Below are 22,251 nucleotides of genomic sequence, written 5' to 3' on the forward strand. Positions count from 1 at the left end.
CAGGGCGCGCCTGTTCGGGCACGATGCAGAGCGGGATTGACCTGTCAGAGCCGTGTGAAACCGGATTTGGAATGAAAATAGTTCGCATTGCGACGCTTCGCCGCTGCTTGATATAAGTCAAGGTAGGCTAGGATGCGGCATGGGAGAAGAGACCCAAGCACAGAGGTCCCATTGATGAATCTTCAATCTGAAAACAAACAAGCAGGCGAGACCGTGGAAGTTGAGCGCCATGAGGCCGAAGCGGTCATGTCGGCGAAAATCCGCCGTCCTCTCTACGAGGCGCGCAAGAAGATCTTCCCGAAGCGGGCCGAAGGGCGTTTTCGCCAGTTCAAGTGGCTGGTCATGCTGGTCACGCTCGGTATTTATTATCTTACGCCGTGGCTGCGCTGGGATCGCGGGCCTTATGCGCCCGACCAGGCGGTTCTGATCGATCTGGCGCACCGGCGGTTTTACTTCTTCTTCATAGAGATCTGGCCGCAGGAGTTCTTCTTCGTTGCGGGCCTGCTCGTCATGGCCGGATTCGGTCTGTTTCTCATTACCTCCGCCGTCGGTCGCGCCTGGTGTGGTTACACCTGTCCCCAGACGGTATGGGTTGATCTCTTTCTCGTGGTCGAACGCGCGATTGAAGGTGATCGTAACGCTCGTATGAAGCTCGAAAATGCCCCATGGACCTTCAACAAGATCGTTAAACGTGTTTCGAAGCACCTGATCTGGCTGGCGATTGCGGTTGCGACCGGTGGTGCGTGGATTTTCTATTTTGCCGATGCGCCGACGCTCGCTATCGACTTTGTCACAGGCTATGCGCAACCAGTCGCTTACATAACCGTCGCGGTGCTCACCGCAACGACCTATGTTTTCGGCGGAATTATGCGTGAGCAGGTGTGCATCTACATGTGCCCGTGGCCGCGTATTCAGGCAGCGATGCTGGACGAAAGTTCGTTGGTCGTCACCTATAACGACTGGCGTGGCGAACCGCGCACCCGCGGCTCGAAGAAGGCAGCCGCTGCCGGCTTGGCTGTCGGTGACTGTGTCGACTGTAATGCCTGCGTCGCCGTATGTCCGATGGGCATCGATATCCGTGACGGCCAGCAGCTCGAGTGCATCACCTGCGCCCTTTGCATTGACGCCTGCGACAGCGTCATGGATAAGGTCGGCAAGCCGCGCGGCCTGATCGCTTATGCGACGCTGGATGAGTATCAGTCGAACATGATGATGGCGACCAACAATGGTGCGACCGCCATCGACCCAAGCAACGTGCGTAATCCCGACGGTTCGTTCAGCGACAAGATCCGTCATTTCGACTGGCGGATCATCTTCCGTCCGCGTACGCTGCTCTACATGGGTGTGTGGGGTGCGGTAGGCATCGGGCTGATGGTTGCGCTGCTCAGCCGTGACCGGCTTGAAGTGAACGTGTTGCATGATCGCAATCCGCAATACGTGCTCGAGTCCGATGGCTCGATCCGCAACGGCTATGCGGTGCGCATCTTGAACATGATACCGCAACCGCGCAATATCATCGTGTCGCTCGAAGGTATTCCTGACGCGACGATGAAGGTGAACGGTATGGAGACGGACAGTCCGCGCGCGATCACCGTCGCCGTTGAGCCCGACCAAGTAACCAACCTTAAAATCTTCCTGACGATGCCCGGCGACAAGGTCGCTTGGTCCAATGAAGATTTCAGGTTCGTTGTCAAAGACGCCGATGGCGATGAGACCGACACTTACAAAGCTGTATTCTTTGCTCCTGGAGTGAGAAAATGACTGTAGGGGAACAAAAGGCCGGGTTCGTCTTCACAGGTTGGCACATGCTGGCGATCATGGTGGCGTTCTTCGGCACGGTGTTTACGGTGAACTTCACCATGGCCTATTTCGCGTCCTCCACGTGGAGCGGACTGGTGGTGCCGAACACTTATGTCGCCAGCCAGGAGTTCAACGACAAGGCGGCCGCCATTCGCGGTATGCTGGCGACGGGCATTAAGGGCAAGCTTGAGGTCAAAGGGCAGCAGATTCACTACACGTTGATGCTGCCCGGCAATAGGCCGGTGGTTGCCGACAAGGTGACGGCCCATTTCAAGCGCCCGGTCGGCGAGAAGCAGGATTTCTTCGCCGAATTTCAGGCGACCGACGCTGGTCACTATGAGGCGACCGGTCCGGTTCTGCCAGGTTATTGGATCGTCGAGGTGATCGCCACGCGCGATGGTAAGACGATCATGCATGAGGCAAACCGAATCGCCGTCATTGGAGAGACGAAATGAGCTGCTGCGCAGCGGGAACCGAAGGCGCGCTCGACATCGAGCGTGCGGGCCACGCCCTTCCGACAGCGGAAGAGCTGAGGCTCGCGAGCCGCGACTTGGGGGATGGCCTGTTGCAGACCGATCTCAGCGTTCCCGCTGTGCATTGCGGCGCCTGTATCAGCACGATCGAGCGGGCTCTCAGGGCCCGTCCGGAAGTTGAGCGCGCGCGCGTCAATCTCTCGACAAAGCGCGTCTCGGTCGTGTGGAAAGACAAGATTGGCGAGATTCCGACCGATCCGCTCGAGTTCGCCCGGGCGATCGCCGCGACCGGGTACGAATCACATCTTTTCACTGCGGCGGAGGAAGCCTCCGATGCGATGCGCAATCGGCTGATTCGCGCTGTTGCGGTGTCCGGATTCGCCGCGACCAATATCATGCTGCTTTCTGTTTCTGTCTGGTCCGGGGCGGATTCCTCGACACGGGATCTGTTTCACTGGATCTCGGCGATGATCGCCGCGCCGGCATTGATCTATGCCGGCCGTTTTTTTTATCAATCGGCTTGGAATGCGTTGAAGCATGGCCGCAGCAATATGGATGTGCCGATCGCGATCGGTATCACGCTCTCCTATTTCATCTCGCTGTGGGAAACGATCCACCACGGCGAACAGGCCTATTTCGACGCGACCGCTTCGCTTCTGTTCTTCCTGCTGATCGGTCGTACGCTCGACCATATCATGCGCGATCGGGCTCGCTCGGCGATCAGCGGACTGGCGCGGCTTTCTCCGCGCGGCGCCATGGTGGTCGGTGAGGATGGATCGCGTGAATACCGCGCACTGGAAGATGTCCGCGTGGGGGATCACGTGGCGATCGCCGCCGGCGATCGCATTCCGGTCGACGGCGTGATCGTGACGGGCGCGAGCGACATGGATGTGTCGATCATCAATGGCGAAAGCGCTCCGTTGCAGGTCGGCGTCGGTGATGTTGTGCAGGCCGGCACGTTAAGCCTGACGGGCTCCCTGGAGCTGGAGGCGACCGCCACGGCAAAGAACTCCTTCCTCGCCGAGGTCATCAACCTGATGGAAGCCGCGGAAGGCGGCCGGGCGCGTTATCGCCGTATCGCCGATCGCGCCGCGCAGTTCTACGCTCCGGCCGTGCACTTGACGGCGCTTCTCACTTTCCTCAGTTGGGGCCTTTATGACGGTGACTGGAAACATGCCTTGCTGGTGGCGGTCGCGGTGCTCATCATCACTTGTCCCTGCGCGCTCGGCCTCGCCGTGCCTGTGGTTCAGGTCGTCGCCGCCGGCAGGCTGTTCAAGGCCGGAATCATGGTCAAGGATGGCTCCGCCATGGAGCGCCTCGCCGAAATAGACTCGGTCGCCTTCGACAAGACCGGAACCTTGACGATCGGTAAGCCGCAACTGGTTGACGCCGGCGCGATTGACGCCGAGGCATTCGCCATTGCCTCCGGCCTTGCCCGCCATTCACGCCATCCGCTGTCGCAGGCGCTTTCGCGCGTAGCCTCCGTCCCGTCAAAGACGTTTGACGCGGTTCGCGAGATTCCCGGCGCCGGCATTGAGGCCGAGACCGCAAAGGGCATCTATCGCCTCGGCAGCCGCAGATTCGCCTGTGCGCAGAGCACTGCTGAGATGGGCGATCACACCTATTCCGAAGTCGTCCTTTCACTCGATGGCCGTGAAGTGCAGGCCTTCCGCTTCGAAGACACGCTGCGGCCTGGCGCCGAGAAGGCTATTGCCCTTCTGAAAGGCCAAGGTTTTACCGTCGGTATTCTCTCCGGCGACCGCAGCGCGGTCGTCTCGGCACTTGCCCGCCGGGTTGGCATCGACAACTGGAAGGCCGAACTTTCGCCGCGCGACAAGGCCGCCTTTTGCGCCGCCGTCGAGGCTGAGGGCCACAAGCTTCTGATGGTCGGCGACGGCATCAATGACGCGCCGGCGCTTGCTGCCGCCCATGTGTCCATCGCGCCGGCGACTGCCGCCGATGTCGGACGACAGGCCGCCGATTTCATCTTCGTGCGGCAGAACCTTGATTCGGTCGCCTTTGCCATCGAGGCCTCGCGCCGGGCGGGACGCCTCATTCGCGAGAATTTTGTGCTCGCCATCGGCTACAACATCGTCGCCGTGCCGATCGCCATTCTTGGCTTTGCCAGCCCGCTGATCGCGGCCGTCGCCATGTCGACCTCGTCGATCATCGTCGTCCTCAATGCGCTGAGGCTCAACCGTCTGGCGCTAAAAGAAGAGGGCGAGGGCGGGCAGAGTATAGCGAGTGTTGGCTTTGCCGGCCCGAACGCGGGGCTTGCCTCATGAACATGTTGATCTACCTGATCCCGATCGCGCTCTTTCTGGGTGGACTCGGGCTCGCCGCCTTCCTGTGGTCTCTGAAAAGCGGGCAATACGATGATCTGGAAGGGGCGGCGTGGCGCGTGCTTTCCGACGATGATGACAAGCCGGGCGATTGATCCTGTGCGCTGAATTCTGATTGTCGTCAAATGTTGCCGGCTTGTCGGCAACGTTTCAGAATGTCACAAAGTGCTCCTCTTTCATTCAAGGCGACGAGGGACACATGACGGAACTTGCTGAAATCGGACTGATCGGCCTCGGCGTGATGGGCTCCAACCTGGCACTCAACATTGCCGAAAAGGGGAGCCGTATCGCGGTGTACAATCGCACGCCGTCGCGGACCCGGGAATTCGTCGGCGAGGCCGGTGCGCTCGGCGCCAATATCGTCAGTTGCGAAACGATCGAGGCGTTCGTCGTCGCCATCCGCCCACCACGGCCGATCATCATCATGATCAAGGCCGGGGAGGCGGTAGACCAGCAGATCGACGCATTGAAGCCGTTGCTCGCCGGTGGCGACATCATCATCGACGCCGGCAATGCCAATTTCCGCGACACCATCGCGCGCTTCGACCGGCTGAAGGATAGCGGCCTGACCTTCATTGGCATGGGGGTGTCCGGCGGCGAGGAAGGCGCCCGCCACGGTCCGTCGATCATGGTCGGCGGGACCCAGCAGTCCTATGCCCGCGTCGAAAAGGTGCTGACCTCGATCGCCGCGCGTTACGACGGCGAGCCGTGTTGCGCCTGGCTGGGGACAGGCGGGGCAGGGCATTTCGTCAAGACCATTCACAATGGCATCGAATATGCCGACATGCAGATGATCGCCGAGATCTACGGTATCCTGCGCGACGGCCTCGGCAAGTCCGCCAGAGAGATCGGTTGGATCTTTGGCCAATGGAACAAGGGTCGGCTGAATTCCTATCTGATAGAGATCACCGAGACTGTGCTGGCTACCACCGATCCTCAGACTGGCAAGCCGATGGTCGATATGATTCTTGACCGCGCGGGCCAGAAGGGCACCGGCAAGTGGTCGGCGATCGAGGCGCAGCAGATGGGCGTGCCGGCGACCGCGATCGAGGCCGCAGTCGCCGCTCGCAGCCTTTCTTCGATGAAAGCCGAGCGTGAAGCCGCCGAGGTGATTTTCGGCACGCCGTCCTATGCCTTTTCGCTGAAGGATGGCGAAGCTCTGTTGAAAGACCTGGAACTGGCCCTTTTCGCCGCCAAGATCGGCGCCTATGCGCAGGGCTTTGCTGTAATGGCACAAGCCTCGCGAGAATTCGGCTGGGAACTTCCCATGCCGACCATCGCCCGAATCTGGCGCGCCGGCTGCATCATCCGCTCGCAATTCCTCGATGAGATTACCAGGGCCTTCACCGAGACGCCGGATGTGGCCAATCTGATCGTCACCTCGGCCTTCTCGGCCATGGTGGCGGAAAGCCTGCCATCTCTGCGTCGCATCACCGCTGCTGCCGTCACCGCCGGCATCCCGGTTCCGGCGCTCGCCTCGGCGCTTTCCTATTTCGACGCCTATCGTCAGGCGCGCGGCACGGCCAACCTCATCCAGGCGCAACGCGATTTCTTCGGCGCCCACGGCTTCGACCGTACCGACGGTTTGGATATCCATCATGGGCCATGGGGTTCAGCTGGTTGAGGGCCCAAGCGCGTGACAGGAAACGCGAAAGCCGGCGGATTGCCGGCCTCCTGCTATTCTGGGGTTTGCCGGCGGGTTCGCCGGTCGTCAGGCCTGCCAGACCGGCTGGCTGATGCTCTGCAATACGGCCGGTTCCACGCCGTCGATCCGGGAGATCACAGCCTTGGCCAGCTCCCGACCGGCGAGGCGCACGTCCTCATAGGCCGTGATGATCTCCGGCCGGATCCAGTTGAGGATCGGGATCGACTGCTTCGAGACGAGGTCGACGTCATGCCCGAGTCGCTTTCCTGCCGCTTCGATCGCCGCATTGACGGCGATCGCCGCACTGCCGGCAGAACAGACGATGCCGTCCGGCGCCTGATCCGAGCGCATCAGCGCCTCGACGGCGTCGCGGATCTCCGCAAGCGGCGTGTCGGTCGTCACCGCAAGCGGCACTTCCTGCGCGCCGGATGCGCGTAACCCTGCCTGAAAGCCGGTCCGCGTGTGCTGGCAATAGGTCTGCTTGCCGGGTGGTTGCAGAAGGGCGAGCCGCTTGCGGCCGCGCGCCACCAGCCGTTCGACCGCCTGACGGGCAAAGGCCTCGTTGTCGAAGTCGTGATAGGGATGAACAATCCCCGCGTCGGTGCGGCCATGGGTGGCAAAGGGAATGTTCTCTTCTGTCAGCAACCGCACGCGTGGATCATCCGGCTCGATGCGTGAGATGATCACGCCGTCGGCCGATCCTGTGTCGAGGATATAGCGCACCGGCTGCATCGGATCCTTGCTGTGCGAATGCGGCGTGACGACGATGTGATAGGGCGTGTCCGACAGGACTTCGGAAATGCCGAAGACCATCTGACTGGAAAAGCCCATGATCTCCTCGTCGATGCTGAGCACCAGGGCGATCACATTGGTCTTCCCGGTTCTGAGGCGCACGCCTGCGCGGTTCGGCTGGTAGCCGAGTTGGCGCGCCACCATACGGACCCGTTCCTTGGTTTCGGCGCCGATGTCGTGGGCGTCCTTGAGTGCGCGCGAAACCGTGGTGATTCCCAAGCCTGTCATGAAGGCGATCGTCTTGAGGGTCGGCCGTTCTTTGCCTTCCTTCGCGTGACCGCTGACGTCCCGCGGTTTATCATCTTTCATGCTATCCCCGCCGCTTCCCTTGATTTGCCACTATAGTTCACCGCGCGTTGGCTGCAAACGTGCGACCGCACTCAATGTACCACAAAAATATGCAAAAACTGTAACGTTGCAGCTTGTTTGCCACGTTCGACGCTCGCGACGACGGTCTCCACTACGCACGCATGACGGGAAACCTGGCTATGTAGTATGGCATTGGGTCTATCTCAGTCCGCAGTTGCCGCTGCTCACCAAGATCTCCGCTGCGGCGCGGTAAATATAAGAGAATACCGGCGAATGGCCGTACTCAGGACCGATCTAACCATCCGTGTATGTGGTATCTTATGCTGCTTCTGCGTGCTGCCTGAGGTGGAAATGAGTAGTTTAAAAGGAATTCGCCTCGCGCAGGTTGCGCTGTTAAATCGATTATAATAGGTTTTTACGGCAACGTTTCAGTGAGGGAGGAGACTCATGAATTTTCGTAGCGTCGCGGCAGCTTTCGCCGCAAGCGTGGTAATGCCGTTCACTGCGGTCCAGGCCGCCGAGCTCGAAGTCACCCATTGGTGGACCTCAGGCGGCGAGGCAGCGGCGGTCGCCGAACTCGCCAAGGCATTCGATGCCACCGGCAATAAATGGGTCGATGGCGCGATAGCTGGTTCGGGAGGAACCGCGCGCCCGATCATGATCAGCCGCATCACCGGCGGCGACCCGATGGGTGCTACGCAGTTCAACCATGGTCGTCAGGCGGAGGAACTGGTTCAGGCGGGCTTGATGCGCGACCTGACGGCAGTGGCCGAAAAGGAGAGGTGGAGGGAAGTCGTCAAGCCGCAGAGCCTGCTCGACAGCTGCACGATCGACGGAAAGATCTACTGCGCCCCGGTCAATATTCATTCTTGGCAATGGCTGTGGTTGTCGAACGGCGCGTTTGAAAAGGCCGGCGTCGCCGTGCCGACGAACTGGGACGAATTCGTCACTGCCGCTCCCGCGTTGGAAAAGGCGGGTATCGTGCCGCTTGCTGTCGGCGGTCAGCCGTGGCAGGCCGCCGGGGCTTTCGACGTGCTGATGGTCGCCATCGCCGGCAAGGACACGTTTTACAAGGTTTTCAAGGACAAGGATGCCGACGTCGCCGCTGGTGCGGAGATCGCCAAGGTGTTCAAGGTGGCCGACGATGCCCGCCGCATGTCCAAGGGCACCAATGTGCAGGACTGGAACCAGGCCACCAATATGGTCATCTCCGGCAAGGCTGGTGGGCAGATCATGGGCGACTGGGCGCAGGGCGAGTTTGCCCTGGCCGGACAGACCGCCGGCAAGGACTACACCTGCCTTCCGGGTCTGGGGGTGAACGAGATCATTTCGACCGGCGGCGATGCCTTCTATTTTCCGGTGCTGAAGGACGAGGAGAAGTCCAAGGCGCAGGATGTGTTAGCCGCAACGCTGCTCGCACCGGCGACCCAGGTCGCCTTCAACCTCAAGAAGGGTTCGCTGCCGGTGCGCGGTGATGTCGATCTTGCCGCTGCCAATGATTGCATGAAGAAGGGCCTCGACATTCTCGCCAGGGGCAATGTCATCGAGGGGACTGACCAACTGCTCTCCGCCGACAGCCAGAAGCAGAAAGAGGACCTGTTCTCCGAATTCTTCGCCAACCCGTCGATCACCGCCGAGCAGGCGCAAAAACGCTTTGCCGACATTATCGCCAGCGCTGATTGATCCATGGTTTCCGGCCACAGTATCGGGCCCGCGCGGGCGGCTCCGATACTGTGGGAAAAGCTGATCTGGCCCGCGCCATTGTTGGCCGGGTGCAGATGCTCTGCGGATCTGCGAAGAAAGGGGAGTGACCCATGACGGGCCAAGTGCGCGCCGTTCGGCCGAACCAATTGCTGCGCAATCTCAATGCGAAGATTGCTTCCATTCCTATGATACTCACCGCCGTGGTGATCTTCCTCGGTGGGACGATCTGGACCGTCGTCTATTCTTTCTCTAACTCGAAGCTGCTGCCTCGGCTGTCCTTCGTCGGTCTCGACCAGTACGAGCGGTTGTGGGCCGCGCCGCGCTGGCTGATGGCGATCCAGAACCTGGCTGTCTACGGCATCCTCTCGCTCATCTTCAGTCTGGTGATCGGCTTCTTGCTGGCGGCGCTGATGGATCAGAAGATCCGTTTCGAAAACACCTTCCGGACGATTTTTCTCTATCCCTTTGCTTTGTCCTTCATCGTCACGGGCCTTGTCTGGCAGTGGATCCTCAATCCGGAGTTCGGTATCCAGTCGGTTGTGCGCTCGCTCGGCTGGGAGAGTTTTACCTTCGACCCGCTCTACAATGCCGACATCGTCATCTACGGTATCCTGATCGCCGCGCTCTGGCAGGGCACGGGGCTTGTCATGTGCCTCATGCTGGCGGGCTTGCGCGGCATCGACGAGGACATCTGGAAAGCCTCGCGCATCGACGGCATTCCCATGTGGCGGACCTATCTGTTCATTGTCATTCCGATGATGCGCCCGGTCTTTGTCACCACGCTGGTCATCATCGCCAGCGGCATTGTTCGCGTCTACGACCTCGTGGTCGCCCAGACCAGCGGCGGACCGGGCATCGCCTCGGATGTACCGGCGAAATACGTCTACGACTACATGTTCCAGGCGCAGAACCTCGGACAGGGCTTCGCCGCCTCAACCATGATGCTGCTTACCGTAGCCATCATCGTTGTTCCCTGGGCCTATCTGGAATTCGGAGGAAAGAAGCGTGGCTAATTCCGCACCAAGCAATGCTACGGCCGCCAGCTTCGGTGCGGTCGCCGACAGGGGCTCCGTCGGCCCACGGGGCAGTAAGCCTCGGCGCACCTTCTCGTCGCGCAACCTTATGCTCTACGGCACACTGTTCGTCGCTGCGGCTTACTATCTCCTGCCGCTCTACGTCATGGTCGTAACCTCGCTCAAGGGCATGCCGGAGATCCGTCTTGGCAACATCTTCTCCCCGCCGATGGAGGTTACCTTCGAACCCTGGGTCAAGGCCTGGGCGCAAGCCTGTACCGGGCTCAATTGCGATGGCCTGTCGCGCGGCTTTTGGAACTCCGTGCTGATCACCATCCCATCCACTGTCGCGTCGATCATCATCGCCTCGGTCAATGGCTATGCGCTCGCCAATTGGAAGTTCAAGGGCTCCGAGGTCTTCTTCACCATCCTCATCGTCGGCGCCTTCATCCCCTATCAGGTGATGATCTATCCGATCGTCATCGTGCTGCGCGAAATGGGCATCTACGGCACATTGACGGGTTTGGTCATGGTCCACACCATCTTCGGTATGCCGATCCTGACTCTGCTGTTCCGCAATTATTTCGTCTCTCTGCCGGAAGAACTGTTCAAGGCGGCGCGCATTGATGGGGCCGGTTTCTGGCAGATTTACGGAAAGATCATGCTGCCCATGTCGCTGCCGATCTTCGTCGTGGCGATGATCCTGCAGATAACCGGCATCTGGAACGACTTCCTGTTCGGCGTGGTGTTCACCCGACCTGAATACTACCCGATGACTGTGCAGCTCAACAATATCGTCAACTCCGTCCAAGGGGTGAAGGAGTACAACGTCAATATGGCTGCGACGCTTCTGACCGGCGCGGTTCCACTTTTCGTCTATTTCGTATCCGGCCGACTCTTCGTCCGGGGCATCGCCGCCGGCGCAGTGAAAGGGTAAGGGCCCATGTCAAACAGTGTATCGATCAGGGATCTGTCGCTCTCGTTTGGAGCGGTCACCGTTCTCAAGGATCTCAACCTCGACATTCGTGACGGTGAATTCCTTGTCCTTCTCGGCTCGTCCGGCTGTGGCAAGTCCACACTGCTCAACTGCATCGCCGGCCTTCTGGAGCCGACGGACGGGCAGATCTTCATCAAGGAAAGGAACGTCACCTGGGAGGAGCCAAAGGACCGCGGCATCGGCATGGTGTTCCAGTCCTATGCGCTCTATCCGCAGATGACGGTCGAGAAGAACCTGTCCTTCGGCCTGCGTGTCGCCAAGGTGCCGGAGGACAAGATCCGTGAGAAACTGGCGCGGGCGGCTGAGATCCTGCAGATCGGCCCGCTGCTGAGGCGCAAGCCGGCCGAACTCTCTGGTGGCCAGCGCCAGCGCGTGGCGATCGGCCGGGCCTTGGTCCGGGATGTCGACGTCTTCCTGTTCGACGAGCCGTTGTCGAACCTCGACGCCAAGCTACGCTCGGAACTGCGTGTCGAGATCAAGCGGCTGCATCAATCGCTCAGGAACACGATGATCTACGTCACCCACGACCAGATCGAGGCGCTGACGCTTGCCGATCGCATCGCCATCATGAAGGGGGGTGTGATCCAGCAGCTCGACGATCCAATGGTGATCTATAACCGGCCGAAGAACCTTTTCGTCGCCGGGTTCATTGGTTCTCCATCGATGAACTTCCTGCGCGGTGAACTGGTCGAGCGACCGAACGGCCTTGTCTTTAACACCAACGGCGTCGACTTTGTCCTGGATGGCTACGAGGCTACCGGACCACTCGCCGCTGGCCAGAGTGTGGTTTTGGGCGTGCGCCCGGAGCACATCCTGATCGACGACGAGGTACCGGATGGTGCCGAAAATCACGAGGCGCTGGTCGACATCGAGGAGCCGATGGGAGCCGACAACCTGCTGTGGCTGAAACACGCTGGCCACGTCATGTCTGTGCGCACCTCCGGTACCCGCCGATTCCTCCCCGGCGCGCGGGTCCGCCTCGGCTTCAACATGCAGGTCGCGTCGCTGTTCGACACGGAGACGGAGGAGAGGATTTGATGGCCCCCCTTCGTGGCTCGATGCCGAGGCGCCGGCCGTCGCCGCTCGCCCCGGAAAGGCAAATTGTCCGCGGCCTAGAGGGGCGCTTTTGCCTCGACATGAATGATCTGGATTGACCCATGACGCTTGTTAACAATGCACTCAATACCATCGACCTTTCCGGCGTGTGGCGCCTGTCTTGCGCTAATGGCGAACACTGTGCGGCGATGACGCTGCCGGGCGACGTGCATTCGGCGCTTCAAGCAGCCGGAAACATCCCGGACCCCTATGTCAGCCGCAACGAGGAGGCAGTGCAATGGGTGGCCGAGCACGACTGGACGGTGGAGCGTTCCTTCTTCCTCAACCACACTGTGAGGGTAGTTGGTATCTCGACATCGACTATCTCGACACCGTGGCCGTCGTCTTCATCAACGACGTGCCGGTATTGTCCGCCGACAATTGCTTTCGACGTTATCGGCCCGATGTGTCGACGGCACTCCAGCCCGGCGAAAACCGTATCCGCATTCTTTTCCATTCGTCGATCGCGGCGGGCGCCGATCGCCAGGCACGCCAGCCCTTTTACATTCCCTATTCGACCAACAATTCGCCGATCGCCAACGGCAACATGCTGCGCAAGCCGCAATGCCATTTCGGCTGGGACTGGAACATCGCGGTGGCACCGCTCGGTCTTTACGGGACGATCGCCCTGAAAAAGCTCGACCCGGCCCGCATCGAGCATCTGGAGACCGAGCAGGTTCATCATGATGACGGTAGCGTCGATCTGCATGTCCGCCTGACGCTCTACGCTTTCGAGCCGAGCGTCGTGCCGGTGCATTTCGAATTCGACGGGGTGCGTGAGCGCCTCGATTGCGGCATTCCCGCCGGCGAGACCGTGATCGCCCACGTCTTCCACATCGACCGGCCGCGCCTCTGGTGGCCGGCCGGCAGCGGCGAGCAGGCGCTCTATACGCTGTCCGCCGACATTCCGGGCGAGACGCTGACCCGCCGGATCGGCTTGCGCACCATTGCCCTGATCACCGACCCGGACGAGGCCGGATCGCGCTTCGCCTTCAAGGTCAACGGCCGCGAGATCTTCTGCCGCGGCGCCAACTGGATCCCGGCCGACGCGCTCTTTTCCCGCACCAGCCTGGAAAAGACCGAGGACCTGCTGCAGTCGGCGGTCGCCGCCCACATGAACATGATCCGCGTCTGGGGCGGGGGCTTCTACGAGCAGGACTATTTCTACGACCTCTGCGACCGGCTCGGCCTGATGGTTTGGCAGGACTTCATGTTCGCCTGCAACCTCTACCCCTGCACCGAGGATTTCCTCGCCAATGTGGCCCAGGAAGTCGACTACCAGGTCCGCCGCCTGTCGTCCCATCCGTCGATCGCGCTGTGGTGCGGCGACAACGAACTGGTCGGAGCGCTCACCTGGTTTAAGGAAAGCCGCGACAACCGCGACCGTTATCTCGTCGCCTATGATCGCCTGAACCGGGTGATCGAGCAGGGGGTCAGGAAGGCCTATCCGCAAGCGCTCTGGTGGCCGTCCAGCCCGGCCTCCGGCTATCTCGATTACGGCGACGCTTGGCACGCCGACGGCTCCGGCGACATGCACTACTGGTCGGTCTGGCACGAGAATAAGAGCTTCGCTAATTACCGAACTATCAAACCGCGCTTCTGCTCGGAATTCGGCTTCCAGTCCTACACCTCGATGCCGGTCATCGAGACCTTCGCCGACCGCGGCGACATGAACATCGCCTCGCCGGTGATCGAGCTGCACCAGAAGAATGCCGGCGGCAACGAGCGGATCGCCGGCACCATGTTCCGCTATTTCCGCTTCCCCAAGGACTTTGCCAATTTCGTCTATCTCAGCCAGATCCAGCAGGGCCTGGCGATCGGCACGGCGGTCGATTACTGGCGGTCGCTGAAACCCCATTGCATGGGCACGCTCTACTGGCAGCTCAACGACACCTGGCCGGTCGCCTCCTGGTCGAGCCTCGACTATGGCGGCAGCTGGAAGGCGCTGCACTACATGGCGCGGCGCTTCTTCCAGCCGGTCAATGTCGTCGCCATCCCGAGCGAGGACGGCACCAGCATCGCCTTCTCCATGGTCAACGACACCCTGGAGGAGTTGACGATCGACATGAACCTCTTTGCCGTCACCCTCGACGGTGAGCGCCTGCCGATCCGCACCGCCACCGGTACATGCCCGCCCGACCGGGCCGCCGAGCTCCTGAGCATCGACGAGACGGAAATCCCGGTCGATGCGCTGCTCGCGTGGAGCTTCATCGCCTCCAACGGCATGAGTGGCGAGGGGCATCTGGCGCTTCAGCCCTACAAGGCCCTGGAGCTCCAACCCTCCGGTCTGGAGACGAGCGTCGCTCCGCTCGCCGACGGACGGTTCGAGATCACGGTTAGCGCCACCGGCCTCGCGCTCTTCGTCATGCTCGAGGCGGACTGCCCAGGGCGCCTGTCGGACAACGCCTTCGATCTTCATGCCGGCATCAGCCGCCGCATCATCTTTACCCCGACCACGCCGCTCGCCGAAGGCGATGTCCCGCAGTTTCGCATCTACGATCTCCAAAGCAGCCAGCAGCTGGGCTGAGGCGATCGCCAGACAAAAACAGAACGTCACGGCGCACCCGCCGCCTGATGTCCGACAACAGGAGGAATGAACCCATGTCCAATTTTGGTTTCCAGCTCTACAGCGCTCGCAATTTCCAGCCTTTCACCAATATCTATCCGCTCCTCGCCAAAGCCGGTTACACGCATGTCGAAGGCTATGGCGCCATGTATGCCGCCCTCGACGACGAGGGCCTCAACGCGCTGCGCGCCGATCTCGACCGCAACGGGCTGACCATGCCGACCGGCCATTTCGGTCTCGACCTTCTGGAAAGCGACCCGACGCGCGCGCTGAAGATCGCTAGGCTGCTCGGCATCGAGGCGGTCTATTGCCCCTATCTCTTGCCCGACATGCGGCCCAAGGATGCCAGCAACTGGTTCTCCTTCGGCCAGCGCCTGCAGGAAGTCGGCAAGCCGCTGCGTGATGCGGGGCTGACCTTCGGCTGGCACAATCACGACTTCGAATTCGCCACGCTGGAGGATGGCTCCACGCCACAGGAGCAGATCTTTGCCGGCGGTCCGGAACTCGTCTGGGAGGCTGACATCGCCTGGATAATCCGCGGCGCCGCCGATCCCTTCGCCTGGATCGAGAGCTACGGCAAGCGCATCACCGCGGTCCACGTCAAGGACATAGCGCCCGCCGGCACCAATACCGAGGAAGACGGCTGGGCCGATGTGGGGCAGGGGACCGTGCCGTGGAAGGATCTGATGGCCGCGCTCAAGGCCTATGGTGTGCGCCACTACATCCTCGAACACGACAATCCGAAGGATGTGGGACGCCTCATCAAGCGCTCCATCGCCGCCTTTAATACCTATTGAGCCTCTTACGGCGTTTCACCCAATCAGGACATACTCCATGGCACGCGAACTCGGCGTCGGCATCATCGGATGCGGCAATATCTCGACCACCTATTTCTCGCTCGCACCGCTCTTCAAGGGTTTGAAGGTGCTGGCCTGCACCGACCTCAATATGAACGCTGCGGAACTTCGCGCTGGGGAATACGGCGTAAAGGCGCAGACGATCGAAGACCTGCTCGCCAATGACGAGTTGGACATCATCGTTAACCTGACCATCCCGGATGTGCATTATGCGGTGTCGAAGCGCATCCTCGAGGCCGGCAAGCACGTCTACTCGGAAAAGCCGCTGGTCCTGAGCCTCGAACAGGGCGAGGACCTGCGGCGGATCGCCAGCGGCAAGGGGCTCTCCGTCGGCTGCGCGCCGGACACCTTCCTCGGCGGTGTCCACCAACTGGCCCGCGCCTTCATCGACAAGGGCGGCATCGGCCGGATCACCTCGGGCACCTGTCACGTCATGAGCCCGGGCATGGAGATGTGGCATCCGAACCCGGACTTCTTCTTCCTGCCCGGCGGCGGCCCGATTCTTGATCTCGGACCATACTACATTGCCAATCTGATCAACCTCATCGGCCCGGTAAGACGGGTTGCCGCCTTGACGTCGATGGCGAGCGAAACCCGCACCATCACGAGCCAGCCGCGGGCCGGCGAGGTGATTCCGGTCAAGACGCCGACCAACATCCACGCACTTCTGGAATTCGCCAACGGTGCGACGATCACGTTGTCTGCGAGCTGGGATGTCTGGTCGCACCGTCACGCCAACATGGAGCTCTACGGCACGGAAGGCTCGCTCTATGTGCCTGATCCCAATTTCTTTGGCGGCGTGGTCGAGGCATCCGGCCGAAACAAGGACATCGCGCCGCTCGCTGCCTGGGATCATCCCTTCGGCCGCAACAACCAGGACAGCCCGCAAGGCCCGCGCGCCAACTATCGCACGGCCGGTCTTGCCGATATGGCAGTCGCCATTCTCGAAGGCCGCGATGCTCGTTGCTCGCTCGACCGCGCACTGCATGGCGTCGATGTGATGACAGCGATCTTGAGGTCGGGTGAGGCCGGTGAATTCGAGACACTGACCACCACCTGTACCCAACCGGCGGCACTCGGGATAGAAGAGGCGCTGGCGTTGCTCAAGTGAGCGCCGGATACGCATCGGATTTGGGAGACTGGATATGACCTGGCAACCTGCTGAAGACCGCTACGCGCGGATGACTTACAACCGCTGTGGCAAGAGCGGGCTGAAATTGCCAGCGATCTCGCTCGGCCTCTGGCACAATTTCGGCGATGACACGCCGCATGCGCTGAAACAGTCGATTGTCCGCAAGGCATTTGACCTGGGAATCACCCATTTCGATCTCGCCAATAATTACGGCCCTCCGGGCGGCACAGCGGAAAGTGCCTTCGGTGATATCCTCAAGACCGATCTTTCCGGCTATCGCGACGAACTGATCATCTCGTCCAAGGCGGGCTACGGTATGTGGGCGGGTCCTTATGGTGAGTGGGGCAGCCGAAAATACCTGATCGCCTCCTGCGACCAGAGCCTGAAGCGACTCGGCCTCGACTATGTCGACATCTTCTATTCGCACCGTTTCGATCCAGACACACCGCTTGAGGAGACCTGCGGTGCTCTCGATCATATCGTCCGCTCGGGCAGGGCGCTCTATGTTGGCATCTCGTCTTACAATTCGAAACGCACCCGCGAGGCGGTCGAGATTTTGAAGAGCCTCGGCACGCCTTGCCTGATCCACCAGCCAAGCTATTCGATGATCAATCGCTGGATCGAGGAGGACGGCCTGATCGACACGCTGGAGGAACTGGGCATCGGCTCGATCGTCTTCTCGCCGCTCGCCCAAGGCATGCTGACCGCCAAATATCTCGGCGGCATCCCCGACGAGAGCCGGGCGGCGCAGGACAAGTCGCTCAATCGCGATTTCCTCAACGATCGCAACATCGAGAACATCCGCAAGCTGAATGCCATTGCCGAGGGACGCGGCCAGACGCTCGCGCAGATGGCGCTTGCCTGGGTGTTACGCGGCGATCGCATTACCACGGCGTTGATCGGCGCCTCGAAGCCGAGCCAGGTCGAGGACTGCGTCAAGGCGCTCGACAAGCGCGATTTCACCGCGGACGAACTCGCCGAGATCGACGTTTACGCGAAGGACGCCGACATCAATCTCTGGGCGGCATCGGCCGAACGCAAGGGGCCGGCGCGGAAGACGAAATAACGGAAGCCCCTCTGGACCGGCTGCCCCCCAGAGGGGGGCAGCCGGGGATATGACTGCGGTCTCATCAGTCGAGGCCGCCGCATGTTAGGCCCCCCTCGCGGGCAGGGTTCGGGAGAGGATTTTGCCCGTCGAGGATACTGTCTGGCAAAGCACAAAAGACGCGTTTCTGGGAGGAGGCCACATGATCAAGAACCCCATTCTGCCGGGCTTCAATCCGGATCCGTCGATCTGCCGGGTCGGCGAGGATTATTATATCGCCACCTCCACTTTCGAGTGGTTTCCGGGCGTGCAGATCCATCATTCCCACGATCTGGTCAACTGGACGCTGGTGCGTCGGCCGCTGGAGCGGAAAGCCCAGCTCGACATGCGCGGCAATCCTGACAGCTGTGGCGTCTGGGCGCCGTGCCTGTCCCATGCCGACGGACAGTTTTTTCTAGTCTACACCGACGTCAAGCGCTTCGACGGCAATTTCAAGGACGCGCACAACTACATCGTCACCGCGCCATCTGTCGAGGCCGAATGGTCCGATCCGGTCTATGTGAATTCCTCCGGTTTCGACCCCTCCCTCTTCCATGACGATGATGGCCGCAAGTGGTTCCTCAACATGCAGTGGAACCATCGTACGGAAAGCTATGGCGGCTCGCCTAAGCACCCCGCCTTCGACGGCATTCTTCTTCAGGAATGGGATCCGGTGAGCCAGAAGCTGATCGGGCCGGTGAAGAACATCTTCGCCGGCAGCCCGCTCGGCCTCGTCGAGGGACCGCATCTCTTCAAGCGGAACGGTTGGTACTACCTGACCACGGCAGAGGGAGGCACCGGCTACGGCCACGCTGTGACCATGGCCCGTTCCCTGACGATCGACGGGCCTTACGAAATGCACCCTGACACACATCTGATCACCTCCAAGGACCATCCGGACGCGCCGCTCCAGCGCGCCGGTCATGGCCAGTATGTCGAGACGCCGGACGGTGGGGCTTATCACACCCATCTCTGTGGCCGGCCGCTGGCGCCCAAGCGCCGCTGCACCCTCGGCCGCGAGACGGGGCTTCAGAAATGCGTGTGGCGCAATGACGGCTGGCTCTATCTCGAAAGCGGCGGGCCAGTGCCGGCCGTCGAGGTCGCCCCGCCCGAACCGGTCGAGCGGATCGAGCGACCTGAAGTTATCTGGCGGGATTTCGACGACCCGGTTTTGCCGCCTGAATTTCAGTGGCTGCGCAGCCCGGAAACCGATCGCCTGTTCAGTCTTGCCGCCCGTCCTGGACACCTGCGGCTTTACGGTCGAGAAAGCCTTGGCTCCTGGTTTGAGCAGTCGCTGGTGGCGCGTCGTCAGGAGGATCACTGTTTCCGTGCCGAGACCCGCATCGCGTTTTCACCCGATACCTATCAGCAGGTGGCGGGGCTCACCCATTACTACAACCGCCACAAGCTGTATGCGCTCGGTGTAACCCTGCACGAGAGGCTCGGTCGCGTGGTGACGATCCTTTCCTGCGCCGGGGACTACCCCGATAGCCGGCTAAGTTTTCCGGTGGGGCCGGGCGTTGCTGCGCCGGATGGCTCGATCGATCTTGCCATGGAGGTGGTCGACAATGATCTTCAGTTCTTCTGGCGAGCAGTCGCCGGTGGTGCGGGTGAGGGGGAAGGTCAAGCGGCCGGTAATGACGATTGGCGGCCGATCGGTCCGGTGCTCGACGCTGGGGTGATCTCCGACGAAGGGGGGCGCGGTGAGCACGGTTCCTTCACCGGCGCCTTTGTCGGCATGTTTGCCTTTGATGTGAGCGGCCGGGGCACGCCCGCCGATTTCGAGCGCTTCACCTATCGGCGACTGTTGTAAGCTAGGTGCTTGTGCCGCATCCGCCGGAGCGAGATGCGGCCACAGCCAACCTGTTACCCCAGCCGTTCGGCATGCCACTTCAGATGATCGTCCATGAAGGTCGAGATGAAATAGTAGGAGTGGTCATAGCGCTCGTGCATCCTGAGCGTCAGGCCGATGTCGGTGCCCTTGATCGCCTCCTCGAACAGCCAGGGCTTCAGCCCCGTCTCAAGGAAGCTGTCGGCCTTACCCTGGTCAATCAGGAACTCTGGGAAGCGGGCGCCGTCCTCGACCAGTGCACAGGCGTCGTACTCCCGCCATTTCGGCCGCTCTGCACCGAGGTATTTCTCGAAGGCGTCCTGCGTCCAGTCGGCGGTCATCGGATTGACGATCGGCGCGAAGGCCGAGCAGCTCTTGAAGCGGTCAGGGTTCTTCAGGGCGATAGTCATCGCGCCGTGACCACCCATCGAATGGCCGAAAATGCCTTGGCGGTCCATGTCAACACGGAAATGCTCGGCCACCAACGCCGGCAGTTCCTCGGTGACATAGCTATACATCCGGTAGTTATCCGACCAGGGCTTTTCGGTGGTATCGAGATACATGCCTGCGCCCTTGCCCATCTTCCAGTTGGTCAGCTCGTCGGGCACCTCGTTGCCGCGCGGGCTGGTGTCGGGGCAGACGATGATCAGTCCGAGTTCGGCGGCCATTCGGCGGTACTCGCCCTTTTCCATCACGTTGGCGTGGGTGCAGGTGAGCCCTGACAGATACCAGAGCACCGGGCGGCGCTCAGCGATCGCCTGTGGTGGTACGAAGACGGCAAAGGTCATCTCGCACTTGGTTGCGTCCGACTCGTGGGAAAACACGCCCTGCATGCCGCCAAACGCGGTGTTCTGGGAGAGGATCTTCATAGGTGATGTCCCTTGATGCTAGCCGGCCAGCGCCACCGCGCCGTTGACGGCGGCGGCGATGAGCACGGTATTGAAGAAATACGATACGATCGAATGGATGAGATTGATGCGGCGCATCGCCGTTGAGGTGATGGCGGTGTCCGAGGTTTGCGCCGTCATGCCGATGACGAAGGCAAAGTAGAGAAAATCCCAGCCGCCAGGATCGGGCGAGCCGGGAAACTCCAGCCCACCCCTGTTTTCGGGCTTTTCCGCCGTCGTGTCGGGTCGCCAATAGAGATGCCCATAGTGGATCGCCGCCATGGTGTGGATGGTCATCCAGCCGCCGAGAACCGAGGCGAAGGCGAGCACGAGTTCGAGCGCGTCGCCGCCGGAGCCGCTGTTGAGGGCGCGAAACAGCGAGACGATCACCACCACCACGGCGGCAAGCGTGACAAGCATGATCACCACCGCCGGCTCGTCGGCCTCCTCGGCGCGCTCCCTCAGATAGTCCGCGCTCATGCGCGGCAGCCGAAGCCCGATCAGGAACAGGTAGGTCAGGAAAAACACGACAGCGCCGACCTCGAGAGTCAGTTGCGGCTTGACGAAGGCGATCGCAAGCACTGCGATCGCGGCGGTGAGGAGACCAGCGTAGAACGGCCCGTGCCGATGGGCGATCAGGCGGTTGAAGAGGCTGGCCATGTGCGATCCCCCGGTGCGCGCGTCGTGTCGAAGAAGGCTTCGACTATCACGCCTTCGCCCGCCGGCAAAGCCGCTCGAGCGTTTCGAGAAAGGCCGAACGGTCGCGCGGTGAAAAGGCCGCATTATAGCCCTTGCTCTCGCCTGTCTCGCGCAGATGCGCGCCAAGATCCCGCATGGCGGTCGCCATGCCGATATTCGCCTGGTCGAAGACGCGCCCCGTCGGCCCGGTGACAAAGGCGCCGGCCGCGACGCAACGGCCGGCCAGTGGCACGTCGGCCGTCACCACGATATCGCCAGCGCCGGCGCGCTCGGCGATCCAGTCGTCCGCGGCGTCGAAGCCGTTCGACACAATGACGTTCCTGACCATCGGGTCGCGTGACGGGCGCAGCCCCGAATTGGCGACAAAGGTTACCTCAAGCCCGTGGCGCTCGGCGACCTTGAGGATTTCCGGCTTGACCGGACAGGCATCGGCATCAACGTAGATCACTGGATTCTTCATTCCCTCATCGTGCCGGGCCGGTGGGAGGCTGCAACTATTGACGCGTCCAGATCTCGCCCGTCACCTTCTCCGAGCCGCCATAACTCCAGACACCTTGCCAGCTTCCGTCCGACTGTTCAAAATACATGGCAATACCGAAATTGTCTTCCGCCACATAACCGACCGAGATTGCTGTGTCATCATCGCTGGCAGGGCCCATCTCGAATCGGTCGCCGGCAAAACGCGCGCCTATCCCAGTGCCGATCGATTCCTTGCCGCCGATGTTCCACACGACGACATAGGTCTCGCCGTGGCGCGATACCTCGACGGTGCCGGTATAGTTTTCATCGGTATCCGGATTGCGCCCGACGACATTATAGCTTCCGGTCGGTTCGGCCGTGGCGGTGCCGGCCAGGACCAAGATGGCGAGCGCAGTCAGTGCGTATTTGATCAACATCCATGCTCCCCCGCTCATGCCAGCCCCTTTGGTCCGGCGTCTCTCAAAGTTTAGCATATTCCCGGCCACGCAGGAGGAGCGAACGTGCGGCCACGCTGACTATCTTTAGCACAGCCGCACATTCTGGCA

At 61.3% G+C, this 22,251-nt stretch carries 18 protein-coding genes and 1 pseudogene; 14 read left to right on the plus strand and 5 right to left on the minus strand.

What is annotated here, in order from left to right:
• The first annotated feature begins 174 nt into the window (after positions 1 to 174).
• The 5 genes from ccoG (at position 175) to gnd (ending at position 6,239) form a co-directional block, all read left to right on the plus strand.
• Entirely contained in the window at positions 175 to 1,761 is a 1,587-nt protein-coding gene (ccoG, locus tag RNA01_RS09785; protein WP_147179987.1) for a cytochrome c oxidase accessory protein CcoG, read from the plus strand.
• The gene (locus tag RNA01_RS09790) at positions 1,758 to 2,255 is read left to right on the plus strand and encodes a FixH family protein (protein ID WP_147179915.1); all 498 of its coding nucleotides are present in this window, start codon (positions 1,758 to 1,760) and stop codon (positions 2,253 to 2,255) included. Before ccoG ends, RNA01_RS09790 begins: the two co-directional genes overlap by 4 nt.
• Complete coding sequence (locus RNA01_RS09795; protein ID WP_147179918.1) at positions 2,252 to 4,558, plus strand: cation-translocating P-type ATPase; 2,307 nt, start codon at positions 2,252 to 2,254, stop codon at positions 4,556 to 4,558. Before RNA01_RS09790 ends, RNA01_RS09795 begins: the two co-directional genes overlap by 4 nt.
• The gene (ccoS, locus tag RNA01_RS09800; RefSeq protein WP_147179922.1) at positions 4,555 to 4,710 is read left to right on the plus strand and encodes a cbb3-type cytochrome oxidase assembly protein CcoS; all 156 of its coding nucleotides are present in this window, start codon (positions 4,555 to 4,557) and stop codon (positions 4,708 to 4,710) included. Before RNA01_RS09795 ends, ccoS begins: the two co-directional genes overlap by 4 nt.
• Before the next feature lie 104 nt (positions 4,711 to 4,814).
• The gene (gene gnd, locus RNA01_RS09805) at positions 4,815 to 6,239 is read left to right on the plus strand and encodes an NADP-dependent phosphogluconate dehydrogenase (RefSeq protein ID WP_147179925.1); all 1,425 of its coding nucleotides are present in this window, start codon (positions 4,815 to 4,817) and stop codon (positions 6,237 to 6,239) included.
• Between the two features lie 87 nt (positions 6,240 to 6,326).
• Here the strand turns inward: gnd and RNA01_RS09810 are convergent, their stop codons facing one another.
• Positions 6,327 to 7,361 carry a LacI family transcriptional regulator gene (locus tag RNA01_RS09810; RefSeq protein ID WP_147179928.1) on the minus strand — a complete coding sequence of 345 codons (1,035 nt, stop codon included), beginning with the start codon at positions 7,359 to 7,361 and terminating at the stop codon, positions 6,327 to 6,329.
• 447 nt (positions 7,362 to 7,808) lie between these two features.
• Between RNA01_RS09810 and RNA01_RS09815 the strand changes: the two genes are divergently transcribed.
• The 9 genes and pseudogenes from RNA01_RS09815 to RNA01_RS09855 all read left to right on the plus strand — a co-directional run bounded on the left by RNA01_RS09815 (position 7,809) and on the right by RNA01_RS09855 (position 19,622).
• On the plus strand, positions 7,809 to 9,044 hold the full coding sequence (locus RNA01_RS09815; protein WP_147179931.1) for an ABC transporter substrate-binding protein: 1,236 nt from the start codon (positions 7,809 to 7,811) through the stop codon (positions 9,042 to 9,044).
• Positions 9,045 to 9,175: 131 nt separating this feature from the next.
• Complete coding sequence (locus RNA01_RS09820) at positions 9,176 to 10,078, plus strand: carbohydrate ABC transporter permease (RefSeq protein WP_147179935.1); 903 nt, start codon at positions 9,176 to 9,178, stop codon at positions 10,076 to 10,078.
• Positions 10,071 to 11,015: a carbohydrate ABC transporter permease gene (locus RNA01_RS09825; RefSeq protein WP_147179938.1), complete on the plus strand. Its 945-nt coding sequence runs from the start codon at positions 10,071 to 10,073 to the stop codon at positions 11,013 to 11,015. The genes RNA01_RS09820 and RNA01_RS09825 overlap by 8 nt, the downstream gene beginning before the upstream one ends.
• A gap of 6 nt (positions 11,016 to 11,021) precedes the next feature.
• Positions 11,022 to 12,113, plus strand: a complete 1,092-nt coding sequence (locus tag RNA01_RS09830; RefSeq protein ID WP_147179941.1) for an ABC transporter ATP-binding protein — start codon at positions 11,022 to 11,024, stop codon at positions 12,111 to 12,113.
• Positions 12,114 to 12,232: 119 nt separating this feature from the next.
• Positions 12,233 to 14,697 (plus strand): annotated as a pseudogene (locus tag RNA01_RS09835) (beta-mannosidase).
• Positions 14,698 to 14,771: 74 nt separating this feature from the next.
• Positions 14,772 to 15,533 carry a sugar phosphate isomerase/epimerase family protein gene (locus RNA01_RS09840; RefSeq protein ID WP_147179944.1) on the plus strand — a complete coding sequence of 254 codons (762 nt, stop codon included), beginning with the start codon at positions 14,772 to 14,774 and terminating at the stop codon, positions 15,531 to 15,533.
• Between the two features lie 37 nt (positions 15,534 to 15,570).
• Complete coding sequence (locus tag RNA01_RS09845) at positions 15,571 to 16,704, plus strand: Gfo/Idh/MocA family protein (RefSeq protein ID WP_147179947.1); 1,134 nt, start codon at positions 15,571 to 15,573, stop codon at positions 16,702 to 16,704.
• A gap of 34 nt (positions 16,705 to 16,738) precedes the next feature.
• Complete coding sequence (mgrA, locus tag RNA01_RS09850; protein ID WP_147179950.1) at positions 16,739 to 17,791, plus strand: L-glyceraldehyde 3-phosphate reductase; 1,053 nt, start codon at positions 16,739 to 16,741, stop codon at positions 17,789 to 17,791.
• Positions 17,792 to 17,972: 181 nt separating this feature from the next.
• Complete coding sequence (locus RNA01_RS09855) at positions 17,973 to 19,622, plus strand: glycoside hydrolase family 43 protein (protein ID WP_147179953.1); 1,650 nt, start codon at positions 17,973 to 17,975, stop codon at positions 19,620 to 19,622.
• 53 nt (positions 19,623 to 19,675) lie between these two features.
• Here the strand turns inward: RNA01_RS09855 and fghA are convergent, their stop codons facing one another.
• Genes fghA through RNA01_RS09875 form a run of 4 tightly spaced genes read right to left on the minus strand, consistent with a single transcriptional unit; the run spans position 19,676 to position 22,122 of the window.
• Complete coding sequence (gene fghA, locus RNA01_RS09860; RefSeq protein WP_147179957.1) at positions 19,676 to 20,509, minus strand: S-formylglutathione hydrolase; 834 nt, start codon at positions 20,507 to 20,509, stop codon at positions 19,676 to 19,678.
• An 18-nt stretch (positions 20,510 to 20,527) separates the two neighbouring features.
• Entirely contained in the window at positions 20,528 to 21,187 is a 660-nt protein-coding gene (locus tag RNA01_RS09865; RefSeq protein ID WP_147179960.1) for a DUF1345 domain-containing protein, read from the minus strand.
• 46 nt (positions 21,188 to 21,233) lie between these two features.
• Complete coding sequence (locus RNA01_RS09870) at positions 21,234 to 21,686, minus strand: YaiI/YqxD family protein (RefSeq protein WP_147179962.1); 453 nt, start codon at positions 21,684 to 21,686, stop codon at positions 21,234 to 21,236.
• A 34-nt stretch (positions 21,687 to 21,720) separates the two neighbouring features.
• Positions 21,721 to 22,122, minus strand: a complete 402-nt coding sequence (locus tag RNA01_RS09875) for a hypothetical protein (protein ID WP_147179964.1) — start codon at positions 22,120 to 22,122, stop codon at positions 21,721 to 21,723.
• Between the last annotated feature and the right edge of the window lie 129 nt (positions 22,123 to 22,251).

It is taken from the genome of Paenirhizobium naphthalenivorans (assembly GCF_007992095.1).
Classification (GTDB): Bacteria; Pseudomonadota; Alphaproteobacteria; order Rhizobiales; family Rhizobiaceae; genus Allorhizobium; species Allorhizobium naphthalenivorans.